Source organism: Veronia nyctiphanis (genome assembly GCF_004116385.1).
GTDB classification, from domain to species: Bacteria; Pseudomonadota; Gammaproteobacteria; order Enterobacterales; family Vibrionaceae; genus Veronia; species Veronia nyctiphanis.
The window spans coordinates 225,234-245,991 of sequence record NZ_PEIB01000004.1; the positions used below are offsets into that span (position 1 = coordinate 225,234).

21 protein-coding genes and 1 pseudogene are annotated in these 20,758 nt (G+C 43.4%); 12 read left to right on the forward strand and 10 right to left on the reverse strand.

Features of this window, described 5'->3' with window-relative positions:
• Positions 1–85: 85 nt before the first annotated feature.
• Positions 86–631 carry a cytochrome b gene (locus CS022_RS05880; RefSeq protein WP_129121508.1) on the forward strand — a complete coding sequence of 182 codons (546 nt, stop codon included), beginning with the start codon at positions 86–88 and terminating at the stop codon, positions 629–631.
• Positions 632–683: 52 nt separating this feature from the next.
• On the forward strand, positions 684–1,271 hold the full coding sequence (locus CS022_RS05885) for a YceI family protein (RefSeq protein WP_129121509.1): 588 nt from the start codon (positions 684–686) through the stop codon (positions 1,269–1,271).
• A gap of 130 nt (positions 1,272–1,401) precedes the next feature.
• Here the strand turns inward: CS022_RS05885 and CS022_RS05890 are convergent, their stop codons facing one another.
• The 3 genes from CS022_RS05890 to CS022_RS05900 all read right to left on the reverse strand — a co-directional run bounded on the left by CS022_RS05890 (position 1,402) and on the right by CS022_RS05900 (position 3,569).
• Positions 1,402–1,869 carry an alpha/beta hydrolase gene (locus CS022_RS05890; protein WP_129121510.1) on the reverse strand — a complete coding sequence of 156 codons (468 nt, stop codon included), beginning with the start codon at positions 1,867–1,869 and terminating at the stop codon, positions 1,402–1,404.
• A complete protein-coding gene (locus CS022_RS05895; protein WP_129121511.1) occupies positions 1,854–2,924 on the reverse strand; it encodes an alpha/beta fold hydrolase in 1,071 nt (356 codons plus the stop codon). Before CS022_RS05895 ends, CS022_RS05890 begins: the two co-directional genes overlap by 16 nt.
• Before the next feature lie 219 nt (positions 2,925–3,143).
• A complete protein-coding gene (locus CS022_RS05900; protein ID WP_129121512.1) occupies positions 3,144–3,569 on the reverse strand; it encodes a hypothetical protein in 426 nt (141 codons plus the stop codon).
• 317 nt (positions 3,570–3,886) lie between these two features.
• On the opposite strand from CS022_RS05900, the gene CS022_RS05905 reads away from it, so the two are divergent.
• Positions 3,887–4,414 (forward strand): GrpB family protein, encoded by a 528-nt coding sequence (locus CS022_RS05905; RefSeq protein ID WP_129121513.1) that lies wholly within the window; start codon positions 3,887–3,889, stop codon positions 4,412–4,414.
• Positions 4,415–4,641: 227 nt separating this feature from the next.
• Here the strand turns inward: CS022_RS05905 and CS022_RS05910 are convergent, their stop codons facing one another.
• From CS022_RS05910 to CS022_RS05935, 6 genes are all read right to left on the reverse strand, one after another.
• A complete protein-coding gene (locus tag CS022_RS05910; RefSeq protein ID WP_129121514.1) occupies positions 4,642–5,118 on the reverse strand; it encodes a GNAT family N-acetyltransferase in 477 nt (158 codons plus the stop codon).
• Positions 5,119–5,539: 421 nt separating this feature from the next.
• Positions 5,540–6,103 (reverse strand): pyridoxamine 5'-phosphate oxidase family protein, encoded by a 564-nt coding sequence (locus tag CS022_RS05915; RefSeq protein ID WP_129121515.1) that lies wholly within the window; start codon positions 6,101–6,103, stop codon positions 5,540–5,542.
• Positions 6,104–6,483: 380 nt separating this feature from the next.
• On the reverse strand, positions 6,484–7,059 hold the full coding sequence (locus CS022_RS05920) for a hypothetical protein (RefSeq protein WP_201746220.1): 576 nt from the start codon (positions 7,057–7,059) through the stop codon (positions 6,484–6,486).
• Positions 7,060–7,306: 247 nt separating this feature from the next.
• Complete coding sequence (locus CS022_RS05925) at positions 7,307–7,948, reverse strand: class I SAM-dependent methyltransferase (protein ID WP_235869278.1); 642 nt, start codon at positions 7,946–7,948, stop codon at positions 7,307–7,309.
• Between the two features lie 65 nt (positions 7,949–8,013).
• Positions 8,014–8,565 (reverse strand): nucleoside/nucleotide kinase family protein, encoded by a 552-nt coding sequence (locus CS022_RS05930; protein ID WP_129121516.1) that lies wholly within the window; start codon positions 8,563–8,565, stop codon positions 8,014–8,016.
• An 85-nt stretch (positions 8,566–8,650) separates the two neighbouring features.
• Positions 8,651–9,337: a class I SAM-dependent DNA methyltransferase gene (locus CS022_RS05935; RefSeq protein ID WP_201746221.1), complete on the reverse strand. Its 687-nt coding sequence runs from the start codon at positions 9,335–9,337 to the stop codon at positions 8,651–8,653.
• Between the two features lie 366 nt (positions 9,338–9,703).
• Here CS022_RS05935 and CS022_RS05940 point away from each other — a divergent pair, with 366 nt between their 5' ends.
• The 9 genes and pseudogenes from CS022_RS05940 to CS022_RS05970 all read left to right on the forward strand — a co-directional run bounded on the left by CS022_RS05940 (position 9,704) and on the right by CS022_RS05970 (position 19,942).
• The gene (locus tag CS022_RS05940) at positions 9,704–10,576 is read left to right on the forward strand and encodes an alpha/beta hydrolase family esterase (RefSeq protein WP_129121518.1); all 873 of its coding nucleotides are present in this window, start codon (positions 9,704–9,706) and stop codon (positions 10,574–10,576) included.
• Between the two features lie 247 nt (positions 10,577–10,823).
• On the forward strand, positions 10,824–11,336 hold the full coding sequence (locus CS022_RS05945) for a lipocalin family protein (protein WP_129121519.1): 513 nt from the start codon (positions 10,824–10,826) through the stop codon (positions 11,334–11,336).
• Positions 11,337–11,550: 214 nt separating this feature from the next.
• Entirely contained in the window at positions 11,551–11,991 is a 441-nt protein-coding gene (locus CS022_RS05950; protein ID WP_129121520.1) for a YtoQ family protein, read from the forward strand.
• A gap of 366 nt (positions 11,992–12,357) precedes the next feature.
• Positions 12,358–12,993 (forward strand): alternative oxidase, encoded by a 636-nt coding sequence (locus CS022_RS05955; RefSeq protein WP_129121521.1) that lies wholly within the window; start codon positions 12,358–12,360, stop codon positions 12,991–12,993.
• A gap of 259 nt (positions 12,994–13,252) precedes the next feature.
• Positions 13,253–14,194, forward strand: a complete 942-nt coding sequence (locus CS022_RS25255; RefSeq protein WP_201746222.1) for an ABC transporter transmembrane domain-containing protein — start codon at positions 13,253–13,255, stop codon at positions 14,192–14,194.
• 28 nt (positions 14,195–14,222) lie between these two features.
• Positions 14,223–15,026 carry an ABC transporter ATP-binding protein gene (locus CS022_RS25260; protein WP_201746223.1) on the forward strand — a complete coding sequence of 268 codons (804 nt, stop codon included), beginning with the start codon at positions 14,223–14,225 and terminating at the stop codon, positions 15,024–15,026.
• Positions 15,019–16,776 (forward strand): ABC transporter ATP-binding protein, encoded by a 1,758-nt coding sequence (locus tag CS022_RS05965; protein WP_129121522.1) that lies wholly within the window; start codon positions 15,019–15,021, stop codon positions 16,774–16,776. The genes CS022_RS25260 and CS022_RS05965 overlap by 8 nt, the downstream gene beginning before the upstream one ends.
• Before the next feature lie 350 nt (positions 16,777–17,126).
• A pseudogene (locus CS022_RS25995) lies at positions 17,127–17,953 on the forward strand (M85 family metallopeptidase); the annotation flags it as partial.
• 27 nt (positions 17,954–17,980) lie between these two features.
• A complete protein-coding gene (locus CS022_RS05970) occupies positions 17,981–19,942 on the forward strand; it encodes a hypothetical protein (RefSeq protein WP_235869290.1) in 1,962 nt (653 codons plus the stop codon).
• A gap of 135 nt (positions 19,943–20,077) precedes the next feature.
• Here CS022_RS05970 and CS022_RS05975 read toward each other — a convergent pair.
• Positions 20,078–20,758: IS3 family transposase (locus tag CS022_RS05975; RefSeq protein WP_129121523.1), on the reverse strand; the 681-nt coding region annotated here is incomplete at its 5' end.

The following is a 20,758-nucleotide window of genomic DNA, read 5'->3' on the forward strand; positions in this document are numbered from 1 at the left end:
TCGTCAACAAGGCTTTCAATATAATGAGACTTCTTTCAACGGTGTATTGGATATACATCACTAGCTGAACAAGGTAGTCAGATTAATGGGCAAAAATGAGAAAAAAAATTGGAGCTGGCCATTAATTGCCATTCATTGGCTGGTCGCTACTGCTGTCTTCGGTTTGTTTGCTCTGGGCTGGTGGATGGTTGACTTGTCTTACTATGACCCGTGGTACAAAACAGGTCCAGATCTACATAAGAGTATTGGTTTTTTACTTTTTATGACGATGGTCGCGCGATTAGTGATGAGAGTGTTCACTCGTAAACCCGCGCCTATCTCTTCACATGCGAAGTGGGAGAAGCTCCTTGCCAGTAAAGTGCACATTGCTCTCTATCTATTAGTTTTTTTGGTCATGCTCAGCGGTTACCTCATTTCAACCGCAGACGGCAGAGCAATAAGTGTGTTTGGAATCATAGATATTCCAGCAACAATCACCGAAATTGAAAATCAGGAAGATATTGCCGGTCTGATTCACTGGTATGCCGCTTGTACGATTATTGCTTTGGCTGTGCTTCACGCAGCCGGCGCATTGAAACACCACCTTTTAGATAAAGACGACACATTAAAGCGCATGCTCGGAAAAGCATGATGCGAACGTAACTCGTAATGACACGACGAAAAGATTGAACGGAGACTCTGTTATGAAAAAACGCCTTTTAGCGACGCTAATGCCAGCAGCACTTTTAGCTTCTTCATTTATTGCACCAAATGCATTGGCTGACGATTACAAAATTGATACGCGTGGTTCTCATGCCTCTGTCCAGTTCCGTATTCAGCACCTTGGATACAGTTGGTTAGTGGGTCGTTTTAACACTTTTGATGGTGAGTTCAGCTATGACGAGAAGAACCCAAGTGCATCAAAAGTGACAGTAAACATCGATACCTCAAGCGTGGACTCAAACCATGCTGAGCGTGATAAGCACCTGCGCAGTAAAGATTTCCTGAATGTTTCTAAATTCCCTCAAGCCACGTTTGTGAGCAGCTCGTTCAAAGACCTTGGCGATGGCAAAGCGACAATGACGGGTGACCTGACGTTGAACGGTGTAACGAAGCCAGTCACCATTGATGTTGACCACATCGGCGCAGGTAAAGACCCTTGGGGTGGCTATCGTCGTGGTTTCTTGGGTAAAACCACCATTGCTCTTAAAGATTACGGTATCAATACAAACCTAGGCCCAGCATCAACAACTGTTGAGCTCGAGCTGAACGTAGAAGGTATCCGAATCTAGGTACTGAGTGTCAAATCGACAAAAAGCCCACATTCGTGGGCTTTTTTCTTGATGTTGACTCATTGAATAGATCAATAAATTGAGAAGCGAAATTCGCTTTCGTCATTCACACAATCAGCAATAAAAGGATCTAAATAGGGGCTTCAAGAAAATCTCTTGCCACTTCACCAGAACAGTCTGACCACCAACTTACGACATGTGATATTCCTTTCCATTCCTTGCTCCATGCTGTTTTTCCATGAGACTTAAGCTCGGTTGCCCAAGAGAAAGGCGTAACGGGATCAAACTCACCAGACAGTAATAGCATCGGCGTCGTTATTTCCCTTTCTTCTTTGATTATCTTTGGCGCATGAGGTATGTCCCAGACATCGCAATTCATTAAATCCAGTTCAATAAGATTTTTCATCATGTACTTTTGAAAAGGATGTCGTTGTGATTCGGAGTATGCGTTACCTCGATCAAAAAATGGCACTTCATCATGGCAAGAGTAGGAATAATAAGCGCCTTCATCGAGGAACGTTAGGTAATCGATATTAAGATATTCCTCTTCTATCAGCTCTACTAACTGGTTTTGATCTCCATTTATGATTGCATGCAACCTCGATGGCAGTTTTTCGATAGACTCGCTAACGTAGAGTATGTTGAAGACCGAAGAGATAATGACTTCTGGCGTTGCTTTATTTCGATTGTTTTGAGGGTGAATGGATGTTCCACCGTTATCGGTAAAGGCTCCTTTTCCAATTCACTCAGATAATTGATGAATTCTTGTTCTAGATTAGCGCCAAAGCGGTCTTTGCAGGCATCATTCAATCTGCATTGTGCAAAAACTTTCTCAAACGTCTCGAACAAAATGGCTGGCATTTGTTCGTATGATTTTGTGGTCAGTGGGAAAACACCATCTAAGACCATACTGCGTGTTTTTGATGGGAATAGCTGCTCATACATCAGCGCAACGCGTGTGCCGTAAGACTGTCCCCAAAGATTTAATTGCTCAATATTGAGCAGCTTACGTAACTCATTGATGTCTCTCGCCGCATTGATGACGTTATATTGTTTAACGTCCACTCCGTTACTCAGAAGATTGTCGCGACAATCTGTTACTGCACTCCTGTATATATCCAACGACTCGTCAAATGTAGGTTGTTGCTCAATTAAATCGCTGAGAACAGGCTCAAAATTTCCACAGTTCAGATTCGGTTGAGAACTTCCGACCCCACGATTATCAATCAGAATTAGCGGCCGTTCTACAGATAGGGTTGGTAAGTAATAAGGATACCAATATTCTTCAGTAATGAAGTAAGGGTCATCTGGCGAAATACCCAAAGCGCCACCAGGACCGCCCCCACCAGCGACCAGTAATGGATAAGGTCCACCCTCAGTGATTTCGCCCAAAATGACAAAAGGCAAAGTGACGGTATTACCTGAAGTGCTTAAGTAATCCTCGGGAACTTGTAATTCGCCACATGTCACAGTGGGCCAATGTGGTTTTGTGTCAAAGGAGCAATCTACCTGTTTAATGTCACTTTTAGTCACTAAGTTGTCAGGTAAGTGAAGCGGTTCTTTTGTCTCTCTAGGAGTGTAGCGGGTTGAAAAGTTGCTACATGCAGCAGTTAGAAGAGCAACGGAAATGACGAGAAATCGATATTTTTTCATATATTCATTATTCACCAGGTTGCGTTTGTTAAGCAATTTTATACATTACGGCCATAAGCGGTGTCAGGCTGTTTATTGCAATGCCAGGTAATAAAGAGTGTCTAATCGAAAAATTGTTTGAGAATTAATGAATAGTGTCAAATATCTTTTCTATTAATAAAGCGTATCATCAATACCAAAAGTATAAGCCCAGCCCAAATAGGGCTGGAATTAAATAATTTACCTGACACAAACTTCTACTTCTTTTGCTTTTTCAATTCCTTTATCAATTAACGCAATAATATCTGGGTTCGAGATATTAGAAACAATACTATTGATAACTTGGTCTGCGGTTGATTCAGACGATACTTCGACTAAACAGCTGTAGGAATTAGCAATATCATTTGTTGTATTGAGCAAATCAGCAGGGTTACCAAAATCCGTATTCATGATGTTTTCAACCGAGATCAGAAGAGATGCAGCTGACTCTGAGGCGTCTGTTAAATGATCTAAGTTCAATCCACTTAGATCGACCGTTTCCATCTTGGCTTGAACAGTATCCACAGCATCATTGGCAACCTGCTGTGCTTGGTCAATCATCTTATTCGCATCTTCACAACCTGCCAAAGCGACAATTAGTGCGACTATCGAGAGAGGCTTTTTCATCTTTCATCCCTTAAACCAGAAACCTGAGCATTGATAATAAAGCAATTATCGCTATCAGCGAAAAAATATTACGTAACGGAATGTTGTGCTTACTCAGTCGCGGAAGCGCAGTCAACATTGTCGACGTTGACGTTAAATGTGTAATCAGCCGAAAACTTTTTATGAGCATTTGAATCAATCGGAAGGATGGTGTTTTCTGTGCGGCCGCCTCAGATTTACCTAAACCCCTGTTTACGTCTTCAGGGCGTTGTGAAGAGAATCAGACTGGTAAAACCTATTAAGACGTTAATCTGAGTCTAAAGTAAACGAGGAAAAACATGTCGAAGCGCATTATTGAAGTCGTAAATTACCGTCAGGAATGGCCAACAGAGTTTATAGAAGAGAGGTCGAAAATAGAATCTGTACTGACAGTGAGTAACATTGTTGATATCCAACATATTGGTAGCACGTCGGTTAATGGGCTTTGCGCAAAACCGATTATCGATATTCTATTGATAGTCAACAGCCTTGATGTCCTCGATAAAGACACCGACGAAATAGCGACGATTGGCTACCTTGCTAAGGGCGAGTTTGGTATTCCTGGCAGACGTTACTTCCAGAAAGGTGGAGCACAACGCAGTCACCAAATGCATGCCTTCTTGGCCGATTCAGAGGGTTCTCATAGACACCTTGCATTTCGTGATTACCTCAGAGCTTTTCCCGATATTGCTGAACAATATGGAAAGGTGAAACAAGAGGGCGCAAGGTTGTGTAATAACGACAATGATTTTTACTGTGAATACAAAGATAGTTTTGTGAAAGAACATGAGGCAAAAGCGTTGGAATGGGTGAAAAGTTATAAATAACTGATAGGCGCTCTAAAATAAGAGCGCTCTTTTCTGTCTTGATTTTGGTTGCTTTAAGTCTTGAGGCTTAATTGAAGTACTTATATAAAGTTCTTGAACAATTCCCATGGGTCCTTGTCGTGATAGACAATCAAGAAATGCGATACTCCTTTGCATGCTCTATATTCTCGAGGCCTTGAATCTGATAGCCCAAAAAAAGAGTCAAAGAACTCTGCTTTCGTTTATTGTCATACGCTTTCGGCTAGCTGATGAATAGCGCTTTCATCAAGCCTTGAATGCCTAATGCCGTCAAAAATAGTCGCGCCCAAAGCGTTATAAAAGCCTTTTCCATTCTTATTGTTGTCAGCCACGATCCAATCGATACGAGCGCACCCGTTACTTTTAGCAATTTGGCATAGCTTTGTTACCAGAGCCTTGCCTGCACCTGATTTTCTATGACTTTCGTCAATGTATAAGTCATCCAACCAAAGCCCGGGCTTGGCAATAAACGTCGAGAATATGTCGTAATACGTTGCAATACCGATAACTTTGCCATCAATCGTTGCGACAATTGCTTTGGCTTTAGGCGAGTTTGAAAAGAAAACCTCTTCGATTTTATTCTCGTCTAATTTTAAGGACTCTGGTCGACCATCAAACTTAGCCTTGGCTTGCATCAACGAAAAAATATCAGCGATATCCGCTATTTCAATCTCTCTAACATTCATACTCAGAAAACCCCTAACCAAAGAACAAAAAAATAATTACAGAGCGTTCAATATAATTGTTGAGGCTCCTACAAAGCAGCTAGAGAAGGAAATTTGCGAGCGTCTACACGCCAAGAAACAGAGGGAGTAGGTTTAGCTTTGAAAGGTTTGGTGTATATCGAAATATCGGTACAACGCTACTTCGATGGCAGGTAGTGAAGTTTATATTAAAAAATGCGCAGTTAGGGTAATAGTACTTCATTGGGTATTGAAGATAAGTTCGATGTAAGACTTCCCAAAAGACGTAGGCGAGGATAAGGGCCAGCTCATTCCTGGCCTACTTAGCGTTGATCACTGTCTTCGAAGTGACCCATCTTGATAATATAACGCTACCAAACTGCACCTTTGATAATTTTGCGTGTGGCAAACAAAAGAATGCTCATTACTCTTCAAGCAATCCAGACCTTGATGCAATTTCAGTCTCAAAGCCATCGATACTTTTTTGATTCTTTTTCAGCCAGTACTTTTCGATACCTTCAGAGCTTTGCTTGTCTGACCAACGAACTAAGTCGTCTCGGTCACTCTCATAAGAAAAATAAGGTACTGACATGCCACAAGAGGTCTGAACCATATCGATATCTAATATAAAGACTTGCCTTGTCGCAACACTCTCAGGAAATAGCTGCGCGTACTCATCCCACCTTTGGTCTTTTGCATGCAAAACTGTTGCCTGACCATATGTTCTAAGGATCAAAGGTGAACCCTCAAATGCGCAGAACATTATCGTCATTCGCGGGTTTTGAATAACATGTGACGCAGATTCATTGCCACTGCCCGTTAGATTCAACCATGCGATTTGTTTTGAGTTGATCACTCTCAAAGAGTCACCACCTTTCGGTGATAAATTCACACTACCACTTTCCGCTGCCGTCGCCACAAAATAGATTTTTTGCTTTTCGATAAACTCTACATGTTTATCAGAGAGTTCTGAAAATTGCTTTCCCATAACGATTAACCTCCATAATCACCCTCAATAAACGCAAAACAATACATAAAGCTCCAGAGCGTCTTACACACTTTCGATGACTTCTCCAATGCAAATGACATGCTGTTTAGTAAATGAAGGTACGTTAAAATATGTCGCCTTATTTGGCTCAGGCTTTCTACTGTACCACTATCTAAAATGCTGTAAATAAACAGATTTATACTAATAAACCACTCAAGAAAACGTCTACCGGTACGTAGACATCTTGACGTCTCCAACTCATATGATGAGCTGGATAGTTGAGAAACGAATGGAGGAAATAGTTCTTGCCGTTTTTGATAGCGACAAGTCAGCAGAAAACCCAGTTAGTAAAAATTTTCCACTGAGCTGTTGAACTCTAATTAGCGACAACCGTAATCATATTCACCCTTACGATAAAATGATGAACCCGCAGGACATTCGACGACGTCTGTTGAACCGTCTGGGAGTGTTACCTTCGTTTTAGAAGCCCGGCCTTGTTGATTAAGTAGCCGCATGAAATCATCGTTGATGTAGTTCATCGACATTTCAAAACTCATAAATGGTGCTTCTAGAGATATTTCTCTCTCACCATCTCGATAGACTACTTTTTTGTTACCCATAAATGGGATTTTTTCGATAAATAACTTATAGCTCTCGCTTAGAGATTTGTTGAGTTCATCAAACTTACTCTGAGGTAGTGTGGATAGTACTGCGACTAATTTACCATCTGTATTAAAGACTGTGGTGACTTCCTTAAGCCCTTCAACGTTGAAAGATGACACCGGAATAGAGTACATATTTCCGTTATTATATTTATTTGTACCTGCGTGCTTCACGTTGTAAATTGATTTCAACTCTTTTTCCGTCATTTTCCCAAGTTCCATTTCGAAAATGGTTGGAATTGCAAACACTGATGAGCTTAGTAACATTAAAGACAGACCAACTTTCTTTTTCACGAATACCACCGTTCATTTATGTTGAAAATTCATAGGCGAATTAAGCCTTTGATATAAAATTTAATTACTACTTTTTGTCTAATCTAATTCATCGTTAAAAGTTGCGAGTGTCTACACGCATTGTGTTTTCTGGGGTGTGGTAAGCAGGTGCCTGTTAGGGAGTGGAGCAAAAGACGTATGGAAAGCAGAAGGCCTGTTCAGCTCCTTATTTTAAATGGGGGAGGTATTAGGGTGTTACTGAATCTGATTAAGCTTTTACTGCATGTATAGTAATGTGGTTAGACATTTCACGGTCGTAAACAGTCGTATTTACCACTCGGAACCCCGCGCATTCTAATTCAGCAATTAGGCTTTTTTGAGAAGCAATATGACGGTAGGGGAGGTTATCTCTATAAGCTTCATAGCTATTATCATCTTTAGAACACAAGCTACTGATAAAAAATATCCCATCTTGTAATAGTGAACGGTTAATATGGTTTAAGACTATGGACCTATCTTCACCGATAATACAATGCAAGCAATTTCCATCAATCACAACATTATACCTCTTGGGTAGCTCAAGCGATTCTGTCGTTAGATCAGCAACGTAATAATTACCCTTAATTCCCGCCGCTTCTGCTTTTTCTTTTGCCCAATTAATTGCTGTCGTCGAAATATCGATACCTGTCACCTCAAAGCCAAGCTGAGAGAAACCTCGACAATGATGACCTTCGCCGCACCCCAGCTCTAGCAGGGTCCCTTGCTGTGGCCGATCAACTATTTCTAGAAAGCGATCGACTAAAGTTGCTTTAGCCATACGTTCATTGCCACCCCAACCATCCCATCCTGCTTGGCGAGCTTCGACATACATGTCTTCATGAATATTATAATTTGGTTTCATCTTAATCATTAGATGCTAACTCCAAGCTAATGGTGAACTCTTATGAGATTGATTGTTTCTTATGGGCCGGCTAGTTAGCTAGATTTGCTCTCTAACCAATGAGCAATAATTTCGGCGGTTTCTTCTACTGAGTAAGGCTTATTAATGATAAGGTCACAATTTTCACGGACTTGATTTACTGTCTCAATATAAATATCTCTGGTGTGATCTTCGTAGTTATCTAAATACGTCAACAGTGAACTATTCAAGTTTTTAGACCCGCGTTTTATACTTCGCTTTACTACACGTGAGAGGCACAGTTCTATCGGCTGATCGAGTAACACTACGTAGTCTACTAAAGGTAAAATACAGCTGCGTTCTCTTCCAAATGGTTCTTCAACAAAAATATACTGATGTGTCGAATCTATTAAACCACGAAGCGATGAGATCATATTCGGCGTTCTAAATTCATTTACATTAGCGCCATTTTCATACCACTTCTTCATGTCCACTGGGTAAGTGTCTTTTTCAACATGCTCGTCAAAATACAAAGATGGACATTGGAAGTAATTGGATAACATCTTCACAGCCGAAGTTTTACCGGATCCAGAAGCGCCACTTATCGCAATGACTTTTACTTTATTCATACTAATCTATTCCTAATTAAATGAGCTTGGGCCTGCTGCAAACTAATACCCCAATTCGAAGGAGCCGTGTTTGTGTTATGCGTTCTCAAGCCAGTTTGCACACGTAGAACATAAAACTTAGCTTTGTTGAAAGTTTTTCAAACACTGCTAGTGACGCTTTTTTCAGCTCTTCTGTGGGCAGTCCTTCAAATATGTTTGAAATAACCATACCTGAGCAAGAAATTGACCCAGCCAGCGCGCTTATTGGTCTTCGATAGTAAGTAACCGGTACTGGCCTTCCTAATGTGTGCCATTCTTCATTGATTTCTTCAGTCGCAAAATAGTCACCAGAAGGGGAGCTTCTGAAATCAACATTGGGGTGATTGGTAGAAAAAATGAATTGACCATTGTGCTTTAATACACGCCGGACATCTGAGAATAACGGGTTGAGATCCTTCAAATAGTGAATGGCCAGCGGGCAAATGACCACATCGAACTCGCCACTTTTTTCATTTGGTAGACCTATTGAAATATCCTGGACATAAGCCTTGTGGTTGCTACCGATTTTGGCTCGTGTTATTTCAATCATATCTTCAGAGTTGTCGATGGCTGTGACGGATGCGCCACGTGAGATAAGCTCTTGAGCATACACTCCAGGACCGCAACCTAAGTCGAGAAGTTTTTTACCTTCCAGTTCAGTGAGAAGGCTGAGTAAAGACGGACGTTCGAATTTCGCATTATACAAGTTCCCCTGAATAGCCACATCGTATTCACTTGCATATTCTTTGTACATAACACTAGACACGTCTCTTTACTCCTGCTGCAAATAGTTTACCCAGAACAATATAAATCCCACGGTCGTTACTAAATAATTCATGGATAAAATTTGCGAGTATCTACACGCATTGATTTTTCAGGCTTTGTTTAGAGCACTGGCTGCTGAGGTCGCTAAAAGAGCAAATGTCTATTGAACGAAGAGGGGTTCGTATCTGTGTTGTGCATTTCTAGGCGCCTCTATTGATTCATATGTAAATGTCATTTCATTCAGAGTGATGCCAAAAGCAGACAGTTTCATCGTCGTAATTCAATTATTATTGTCAGAACCCTGTTTATACTGGCAAACGGCAGCACTCCTCATCGTCACCGACAAGGAATCATCATGTATAGAAACGTATATTTTGTTTTTCTTTTGGCGTTCGCTTTAATCACTGGCTGTGGAGGTGGCGGCAGCGAACAGGTCGCGTCTGGCAGTAAGCGTTTTACTCTAACCCATGATGGTGTTAACCGAGAATACGCTGTCATTTTGCCTGACAACTATGACAGTGAAACCGCCTTACCCGTGGTGCTAAATTTTCACGGTTATGGTGGAAGGGCTCTGGAATACATAATCGAAGCAGACATGAGGCCAGAAGCTCAATCTGCGCCGTTTATTCTTGTATATCCGCAGGGCAGCTTGCTGAACGGAGTGAGTCATTGGAATGCAAGCCTTCCGGGACCTGATAACAAGAGCAATGCCGACGACCTTGGCTTTGTCCGCGCGATGATTGAACAACTCTCAGAGAATTACACAGTAGACTCTGAAAGAATATACGCAGTCGGATACTCTAATGGCGGTATGTTCAGTTATGCTCTCGCTTGCCAACTGAGCGAGAAGATTGCCGCTATTGGCTCTGTATCAGGCACTATGCTCGATGGAACCTGTAATCCATCACGTCCAATCCCAGTGATTATCTTTCATGGTACGGAAGACAGCGTTATCCCCTATGAAGGAGACGGCGATTGGAACTCTGTTGAGACAGTCCTAAATCACTGGATCCAGTTTAACGGTACAGGTATTGCGCCTGCGAATATCCGTCAAAATGGAAATATCGAATATTCACAATATGTAAATGAAAATAATGGTATCGCCGTTGAACATTACAAGATCAACGATGGCGAACATATATGGTTTACCCAGAGCACCGATAGTCTCAACACAAGTGAACAGCTTTGGCAGTTTTTATCCCAATATGACCTTAATGGTGAACGCTGATGAGGGAACAGTCAGCGAATTAAAGGAGTCAATGTGAACAAACGGTGAGGGTAAAACTGTGCCTTTTTCAATTCCATCATTGATGGCTGAGTTCCTTGCGATTCCCTGAATACTCAAACTTAACATGCTATTAAGTTTGAGTTTTACTCGCAGAAAAGAACGACATAAAGGTGTTTTTAGTAATACGCAAAAAATACATTCTGTGAGAAACTTGAGTCGTTAATAACAGTGCAGAAAGGAGATTTCAGTGAAAAAATTCCTCACATTCATCAGCGCTTCTCTTTTAAGCGGTTGCTTGGGGATGCCTGAGAAAGTCTCTCCCATTGATAGTTTTGAACTCGACCGATACCTTGGCAAGTGGTTTGAAATTGCCCGTTTAGATCACTCCTTTGAGCGAGGGCTAAGTCAGGTCACCGCCACTTACAGTGTCAGACCCGATGGCGGTGTGAAAGTCATAAACCGAGGCTTTTCAAATAAAGATAATGAATGGCAAGAAGCTGAAGGCAAGGCTTATTTTGTTAATACTGAGTCGGAAGGTTACCTAAAAGTATCATTTTTCGGCCCTTTCTACGGCTCATACGTCATCTTTGAGCTAGAAGAAAACTATCAGTATGCCTTCATTTCAGGCCCTGATACTGACTACCTTTGGTTATTATCCCGAACCCCACACGTTTCTCAGGACATCCTTGATAAATTTGTTGCCCAGGCCAAATCACGAGGCTTCGATACCGACGCTTTAATCTATGTTGATCAAAAGTAAAAAGCCGAACACTCAAGACACGTGAAGTCGCTCATTTTCTTGGTTGTCTGAATGCCTATTATTGCGCTGTATTATTCTGGCTAAAGAGTGTGCGCAAAAATTAAACACATTGTATACAATGAAACTGTTTGAGTTTTGAAGAAGGCTAATAACGACTGCTCACCCGTTATCAGCCTAATAAATCATGAGTGAAAACATAGAAAGGAAGCGAGTAATGATTTGGAATGTATACCTTAGTGGAGAAATTCACACTGATTGGCGTCAGCGCATCATTGATGGTGCTGAACAACAGGGACTCAGCATCGTGTTCCACTCAGCAAATACAGATCATGATGCCAGTGATGCGGCTGGTGATGTATTGAGAGAGAACGAATCAGGTTTTTGGCGCGATCATCAGTCAGCAAAAGTTAACGCCATTCGCACCTCAACACTTATCAAACAATGCGATATCGGTATTGTGCGTTTTGGCGATAAATATCGTCAATGGAATGCCGCATTTGACGCTGGCATGCTCGCTGCGCTTGGTAAGCCATTTATCACCCTACACGACGATTCACTGATCCACCCTCTCAAAGAAGTTGATGGTGCCGCAATGGCTTGGGCCGAGACACCAGAGCAGGTGGTGGAACTGCTAAAATACGTCACCAGTAAGTAAAATTGATGTGTTGCTTTGTGATCGGTTGTTGAATGGTGCATATCCTCATCGGTACGGCAGGTGCTGAAGCTGTTCTCGAAGATACAGTGACAGGCTATGCAAAAGAAAGTTGGGCGAAAAAACACCACTAATTTTGACTCGAAGATTTGCAACAAGTAAGCGGTAAACTAAAAACTTTACCGAGTAATCACATTGGCCAAGAAACGCAGCAATCTGCTATTCGTAGTAAAAGCCGGATTCTATCCGGCTTTTTTTCGGCTCATATCACACGAAAAATTAATATTACTTTTAATCACTTAAAAAGAGTTGAAGCTAAATTTTTAAGATGTATTATTAATACATCTTTAAGCAGTAATGGAGTTTCCAATGTCAGACTTCAACTTATCTCACAAGAAAGCCTCAAAGGTATCAGAGCATATCGCACTGAAAATAACTAAAATGCTCAAGTTCGTATTGAATATTTTCTATGGTAAAAGGTACGCAAAGCGAGCGGTCATTCTTGAAACCATCGCCGCAGTACCAGGCATGGTGGCGGGGATGTTTAACCACCTCAAAGCGTTGCGTCGAATGAAAGATGACGAAGGTTGGATTCGAGAACTGCTGAATGAGGCAGAAAATGAGCGTATGCACCTGATGATCTTCTTAGATATTGCAAAACCAACTTGGGTTGAACGCCTTTTAGTTTTGTTCGGGCAAGGTATCTTTATTCTTGTTTACAGCTTAATTTATCTGTCTTCATCTAAGATTGCGCATCGCGTCGTCGGTTACTTTGAGGAGGAGGCTTGCGTAAGTTACACCGAATACCTCGAGAAAATCGATAACGGCGAAGTGGAAAACGTCAATGCCCCTGAACTCGCGATCAACTATTATGGGTTGCCAGCAAACGCAAAGCTGAGAGATGTTGTCTTGCGAATTCGTGAAGATGAGGCGGGGCATCGTGACCGGAACCATGGTTTTGCGGACGCCTATGAGCAGAAAGAACTTCCCGCTCATCAGGTTTAAAGATAGCGGCCAATAGTGCCCAAGCGAATATGACTATTGTGGAAAACGAATAGCGCAGTCAAAATCCGAGTGTATTTCAGCACTCGGATTCTTCGATTTACGCTAGACACGAGTTTGAGTGCGATTTCTTTATCATGTGTCGTTAGAAAGTCTTTCATTACCCTTCATAAACATGGCTGAGTGAATTTTATCCCTCCTTGAGTAGTTCTTATTCATTTGTCCTTCAAAATCGGTTTCATCTGTAAAAAGAGGGAACCTAATGAATAAGGAATCAATAACAAGCTTACGATGGCTGTTTGACGTCTCAGCAGAGCACAAAATTAAACTTATATTGTCGGTGACATTGTCGGCTGCAAGTGCCCTATGTTCGCTCGCCCCTTTCTATTTTGCTTATCTCGTCCTCGAGCAACTCCTTAGCCCGGAGTTCGATACGTCACAGGTTTGGCAGTGGGCGGCGTTAGCGGTTGGTTTTATGGTCGCTCGTTATGCGTTGCTTTTTATCGCGATTATGCTCTCTCACAAATCAGCGTTTGCGATTCAATATAAAATTCGTACGTTGGCTCTTGGTCATATGGCAAGACTGCCGATGGGATTTTTTAGTCAGAAAAGCTCGGGTGAAATCAAAAAAATCTTATCTGAGGATATTGATCGGGTTGAGTTGTTTGTTGCCCACCATATTTCTGACTTTGTGACATCACTGATCACGCCATTTGCCGTTTTTCTGTTTCTGATGTTTATCGATGTTCGAATGGCGCTGGTCGCTTTAATTCCAATACCTCTGGCGATATTAAGTCAAATGGCAATGTACAAGGGGTTTGAGGAAAAATCGCGTCGTTACCATGAGTCTCTGGAAAGTCTGAACACCAGCATTACCGAATACGTTCGTGCGATGCCTGTAATTCGAGCATTTAACGCAGGTGGCAGGCCACATAAACTGTTTACCTCCAGCCTGAATGCTTATCACAACATTGTTGAACAGTGGACCCGAGATGCGGGATGGCCATTTGCTGCCTTCAAGACACTGCTGGACAGCGGGTTAGTGGTGCTGCTTCCTCTTGGTGTTTACTTCTGGTCACAAGGTACTCTTGATATCGCCAGCTTCACATTATGTATTTTGCTGGGTGTAGGCATGATGGAGTCTTTGTATAACCTGACCATGTTCACCGGGTACCTCAATCAGATATTCGAAGGGGGTAAATAGGCTTCAGGCGTTAATCAGCAGAACGCCCTTGTCTGAGCCTGATAGCAGCGAGACCCTTTCAGAGTTTGGTGTCACCTTTAAGAGCGTCAGTTTTCGCTACGGCGATGACTCACATCTGGCGCTCAACGATGTGTCCTTCTCCCTCAAGCCAGGCACATTGAATGCGATTGTTGGTCCGTCGGGCTCGGGAAAATCGACACTGGCGATGCTGGTAGCGAGATTTTGGGATATTGACCAAGGTGAAATTTCCATCGGTAATAAACCCATCACTTCACTGTCTACCGCCTACCTGATGGAGAATACCGCGTACGTTTTCCAAGAGAGCATCATTTTGAGTCAAACGGTACATGATAATATCGCGATGGGAAGTGGCGCTTCAGAAGAGGCTGTGATTAATGCCGCCAAAGCAGCTCAGGCACATGATTATATTATGGCTTTGCCTGACGGGTATCAGACAATGCTGGGTGAAGGTACTTTTCTCAGCGGCGGTGAAAAACAGCGTTTAGCCATTGCTCGTGCGATGCTGAAGGATGCCCCGATCCTGATTCTGGATGAAGCAACCGCTTATGCTGACGCAAACAATCAAGCCCTTATTCAATCGGCTTTATCCTCATTAATAAAAGATAAAACGGTGATTGTGATTGCCCACCGTTTATCTACCATCGTTAATGCTGACTCCATTCTCGTGATGAACGAGGGGGCTCTGGTTGGTCACGGCACTCATGAATCACTGATTGAAACATGCTCGGTTTACCAGAATATGTGGCAATCGCACCAAGCGTCTCGTGAATGGAATTTGTCAACAAGGGAAAAGGAGTCTGTCGATGCTTAAGAAGATGCGAGTGCTCACCGGAAAGCAAAATGAAGGACTGGCTCAAAACATCATGTGGGGGTTTGTGGAGGCCTTGCTTGTGGGCGTGCCGTTTGTTTTTGTCTATCTGATCATAAAAGAGATGTTTACAACTGTCCCAGATCTCTCTTACGTATGGACGTGTTGCGGCATCATGACGGCGCTGTTTGTTGCCCGTGTGGTGGTCGCCCGTCACGTCATGATAAATAACCATAGCCTTGGCTACGACGCGGGGCTTGATATTCGGCGAAATCTGGCTTCAAAACTGAAGAAAGTACCCATGGGGTACTTATTAAAAGTGGATCCCGGCCGAATAAACGCGACCATGTTGCAAGATGTCACTTTTACAGAGCAAATCTATTCACACTTGTTCTCTCAACTCATTGTCACTTTCAGTTTGGTCACACTGGTTGTAATTGGGCTGACAATCGAAGATTGGCGCTTGAGTATCGCTATGTGTATTGGTTTACCACTGGCAATCGTGGTGTTTGTTGTGCTTAAAAAAGTGGGTGCTGTGTTGAGCAGAAGGTTGCTCGACAAAGTGGCAGAAATGACAGGCTCGTTGATGGAATACATTCTTTCTATCAAGCTGTTGAAAGCCTATAACCTTGCGGGCAAACGTTTCTCAAAGCTGGATGACCAGTTGAAAGACATTCAGAAAATGAGTTTGAAACACGAGTTTGTGGCGGGTGTTGCTCCCCTCAGTTTTATCACACTTGTAGAGCTGGGTTTCGCGACCATGTTACTGGCGCTTGTGTATTTGTATGTCGGTGGGGAGTTGCAACCACATGTCGCTGTGTTATTTTTGATTGTTTCCAGCCGATTCTTCAGGCCGCTCGTTGCCATGGCGATGTTCCTTGCAGAGTACAATTTTATGCAGCAGTCAGCGAATCGTATTGAAGAGGTCCTAACCGCACCAGAATTACCAGAGGGACACTGGGTGGAGACGCTTGAACCCAGCATTGAATTCGATAATGTGAGTTTCACATACGCCGAGAAGCCCGTGTTGCGTTCAGTGAGTTTTCGCTGTGAGCCCGGCACACTGACTGCATTGGTTGGTCCTTCTGGTAGCGGTAAGACAACGATAACGAGCTTAATTGCTCGATTCTGGGATACAACAAGTGGGCAAGTGAGAATCGGTGATACACCAGTTGAAAAACTGACGGCGGAATGCCTTGCAGACCACATTAGCTTGGTGTTTCAGGATGTTTACCTGTTTCAGGACACGATTTTTAATAACCTGACGCTGGGTATGACAGACCCCGATTGGGAGCAAGTAGAGAGAGTATGCAAAGCCACTTGTCGTTGGGACTTTATTTCTCAGTTGCCTGATGGGTTGGATACCGTGGTGGGTGAAGCCGGTGCATCGTTGTCAGGTGGTGAAAAACAGCGTTTATCTATTGCCAGAGCGGTACTAAAAGACGCGCCAATTGTGTTATTGGATGAGGCAACGGCGTCCCTTGATCCGGAAAACGAGTATGAGATTCAACAAGCTCTCAGCACGCTTATCAAAGGTAAAACGGTGATTATGATTGCTCATCGTCTCAGTACTATTGTTCATGCTGATCAGATTGTGGTGCTTGAAAACGGCACAATTATTGAGCGTGGTAACCATAGAGATCTCATAGAAAATAGTAGCGGACTTTACCGTTCATTATGGGAGGCGGAGCGCCATGCTCATGGCTGGAAGTTGGTATCAGAAGGAGAAACGACATCGGTTCCAGCTAACTAGCAAAGCGGGAAGCGTGGTGATGAGCCTGCTTTCTAACAGGAATAATCACCAGTCTTTCTGGGAGACTATCAAGACAGATCAATCACTTAAAACCATTTCGGAAGTTTAATGCAACTTACTGTATAAGCATCTTATTGTATATTATTAAATTCTACATAATTGTCTCATCGAGCATTATTTACACTAGCAATATCTATTGCAATGTTAATGCTCGGAGTAAGTATATGATGGATGTAACCAAAACAACAAATACTACACGAAAGCCAGTAGATGAACGCGATCATAGTAATGCTGAAAATACTGGTAGAGGTCAAAAAGCCAAACCACTGAAAGCGAGAAGAAATCATGCGATGGCTGAAAAACTCGTCGAAGTACAATCATATCAAGGAGATAAGATTGCCGAGAAAGTCAAAACACAGCCAATCCCACCAAGGTCGGGAAGGTCAAGAAGGTCGTTAGACGGTCCTGGTGAGCATAGTAATTCAGGAAGGCCATTACAAAGACCTGATTCTCATAGTGATGAGTTTGCATACTATGTTTTAAATAGAGGAGCAAGTCAGCAACTAACGCCCGCTCATAGGGCTGGACTTTCCAATGCAATAACGGGAAATGTTATTGCTAGTCAAGGGAGTATAGTAGATCATCATACTGCAGCAGCTATTGAATTTACACTGATAGATGCACTATTTAATTCCCCAACATTCCAAAATACTGTGGTGTATGGTTTAAATAACAATAGAAGTTTGGGTCAGATTCGATTTACCAATGAGTATGAAATTAACCCTGTGCGAGGGAGTGAGTTCGATTCTGTAGCAGAAGTTTTCGCCGATGATATCAGAGATTCTAACGCTAATCAGGTTCCTCTATTTGCAAGTCATGAAGCCCGAGAGACTCCTACTGGTACTCCAGTCGTAAATATCGGCGTAGCCCCAATATTAATACTACTGAATACCCATGGTGGCAAGAAGCGTTAATTCATGAAGTTATTCACCATGTTACGGGTTCCTCGGACCCTTGGGGGGCGGACGATGAAAATAGCCACGGACCCACTGAAATTTTGGCTCAAAGAATTGCCCATGAACTTAAGTGGCCAATACCAATCCATAGAGGATATGGGGCTCCCGAGAGAACGCAAGATTTACAAGAACGTAATTTTCAGGCGCTGCTTCAAGCAATCGACAGATCCACTAACGTAGCGGCACTGATGGAGAGAATTACTAATATTGCCGAAGATGGATCAGATTCAAGTTCTTTACCATCAAGCGCGCCAAATTACAGAGGAGGCTATCCGTCTAACAGAGACAACGATGGAGGCGGCGCTAGCGGTGGTGCTGTAGGCGGCGGTGCTGGCGGTGCTGGCGGTGGTAATGTAGGTGGCTCCATCCGTTCAACCTCACCGGGCGACAACAGCGGAACAGGTAGTAGCGGAGGACAAGTTGGATCGACTAATCGTTCATCCTTTGATGTGGCGAATATGACCATTCGAAAAAGCCCTCTTAGCAATCCGACTCAATTTTTAAATGCCCTCGGTGGGCTGAAAGAAAATCCTGAGGCCATAGAGAAACATGGTAAAACGCTTTTACAGGGAAGGATTGCGAGAGAGCTGAAAGATGAAAAAGATAGAAATAACACCCTGTTAATAACAGGATATCCGATTGAGAGCAATGGCAAGACAAGGTATGGAATAGCCACATATACCACCAATAACCACCCACTCGATCGTTTCAACCCCATTAGTGGAACTGTTTCTACTTACGACGAAAATGAACCTTATCCAGAAAAAAGATGGAAAGAAGACAGGGCGGGAACATTTTTTGCTCGAATGGGCGGACCTGAGAAAGTCCTTGCTCAGGTGAAGGAAAACTCCGAACTACAGCTTAAGGCGCCGACCGTCGCCAATGCTATAAGCCGAGAAATGGATAAAATGGACTTGGCACATAGAGACTACACAATAACGTTCACGCACAATACACAGGTACCTGATGGTGTGTTGGGTGGTGGTCCGGGTAGTGCTGGCGCGCTCAAATATAAGCAAGTAACACACTCAGAGACAATGAACCTGTCTGAATTTCTTCTAAATAGAAATCATTATAGAGGCCTAGAGTTGAAAGGCTTACAGCGGAACGACAGAATGAATGGCTCAGTCACGACAGAAGAGGATGGCAGAAAGATCCTCAGATACATCAACGATGGTCGCCTCGATCTGCAATCGACTCAGACCGAGATGATGAATGAGTTCTACGAAGATCCAAATACGCTACAGCGGCTTAGAAAGAACTACCAGAACTATCCGGTCTATGAGGCGGAGAAAGCTCGACAGCTTGGACTAGGTCGTGTGACCGACGATCATATTGACATGATCCGCCGTGCTCAGGAACCAGGTGGCAATGTGACGAGATCGCTGCTTAGCTTGCGGTCTGTGAGTGGGGCTGATGCAGCAGACCTTGTTCTGTATCGTGACGGCACCGGTCGTTCAGTTTTGCAAGGCTTTCAACGGTCTGGGTTCAGTGGACATAGCACTCAGGCATTTAATAGCGAAGAAGAGTTGAACGTATGGCTGCGACAGGCTAATAGCCAGAACATGCTGAAACCATATTTCAACCAATGGTCTCGACAAGATGGTGTGTTCAACAACGGTGTTGACACTGAGATCCGTAAAGTTCAAGGCATTGACGACTTCACTCTGAGGCGATTTACCTCTAATGAGAATGAGGAATTGACGTCGGCGATGATTGCTCGCAGGCGCACAGCCGATAAATACAACGGAGATGCTTTGATCTACTCAAATGCAGAATGGAATACCACGCTGGCAACAGAAATTGCCAAACCAGTAATCATGCTTGGTACATTGGCAGCAGCGCCGTTCACAGGTGGTGGAAGCTTGGTGGCGGGTGGGCTTGTGCAAAGCATCCCCTATGGTATACAGGCATTCACAAGTGACTCCGCTCGTGAGCGAAGAAGCAATCTGTTTGGTTTTGGGGCGTCGCTAGCCACAGCAGGTTTGCCTTTAGTGGGCAAAGCTGTCAGAGGAGCTGGTAACGCTTTATCGTCTGTAGCTGCGCGCGGCGGAGCAAGGCTCAGTCATTATTCGCGCACTTTATCCCAGTCACCTGAGTTGATGCCGCTTTTGTTGAGTGCAAACAAATTTAAAGTTAAAGTTATGTAGATCAGTCTAGCTACTGGCTCCATTCAACAAATCAGCATTAAAGCGCTCCCCACCGGCAATATTTGCCTGTGGGGAGGCGCTCTGTGAACATAAAGTGCACTAGTTTGTATCCAACCTGACATGTCCACTTCCCCGTTAACGAGACAACGAATAACTAGAGATTTCCAGTCTCCGTCGGTATTCAGCCGGCGGAATATTTCCTAAGCTTTCGTGTGTCCGTTCTTCGTTGTAATCAAGCATCCAGATCCACGCCATGTCTCGTACTTGCTCAAGAGACTCGAATAGATAAGCATTCAGAAACTCTCGACGGAATGTACCGTTGAAACGTTCCACAAAGCCGTTTTGCTGAGGCTTGCCGGGTTCGATATAGACCAGCTCAACATCATGTGTTTCGCACCAGTCGGTCAGTTGTGCAGAGATACGTTCTGGGCCATTGTCAACGCGAAGTTGTTTAGGCAAACCTCGCTCCTCTTTTAGGTGTTCTAGAGTTCGCACTACTCGTCCAGCCGGGAGAGATGTATCCACTTCGATAGCCAGGCATTCCCGTGTGGCTTCATCTTCAACATTCAGGGTGCGAAATCGCTTCCCGCAGTACAGCGTGTCATGCATGAAGTCCAGTGCCCACTGGTGATTCGGCTCTATCACCACCTCCAACGGTTTCGCTGCTCGCTTAGATAAAACTCGTTTTTGGCGCCGCTTTAGGTTCAAGCCCATTCGGCAGTAAACTCGGTAGACTCGCTTGTGATTGAAGCTGAGCCCTTTGTAGCGCATGCGTCCATAACACTTCCAGAAGCCTGCCTGCGGGGACTGGCTCAA